This is a genomic window from Crenobacter sp. CS_VA4, from assembly GCF_055597485.1.
Genome location: NZ_JBVMAE010000118.1, coordinates 1 through 278, shown reverse-complemented (window position 1 = coordinate 278; position 278 = coordinate 1). Strand labels below are relative to the sequence as shown.

Below are 278 nucleotides of genomic sequence, written 5' to 3'. Positions count from 1 at the left end.
CATCGAGTGTCTGGCCGAGCAAGGTGTCGAGGGTCTTGCCGGCACCCGCGCGCAGCTGACGGGCACCCGTATTTGCCGTGGTGGCTGCCGCAAAAGCGTCTTCGTAGCGACCCAGCTTGTCCAGCAGTCGCGCCCGCAGGAACATGATCTCCACGGCCAGGTCAGGGTCGTGGATGCCCTGCGCAGGCAAGCTGTCTAATGCGTCCTGAAATTGGCCGTTGCGGTCGTGCAGACGGGCCTGTACCAGGGCAACCTGCGCGACCTGCCCCAGGTTGCCC

General features: G+C 65.5%; 1 protein-coding gene. It reads right to left on the bottom strand.

Annotated features, from left to right (window positions below; genetic code table 11):
- On the bottom strand, positions 1-278 hold a 278-nt coding region (locus ACZ2IA_RS22950), incomplete at both ends, for a hypothetical protein (protein WP_470294898.1).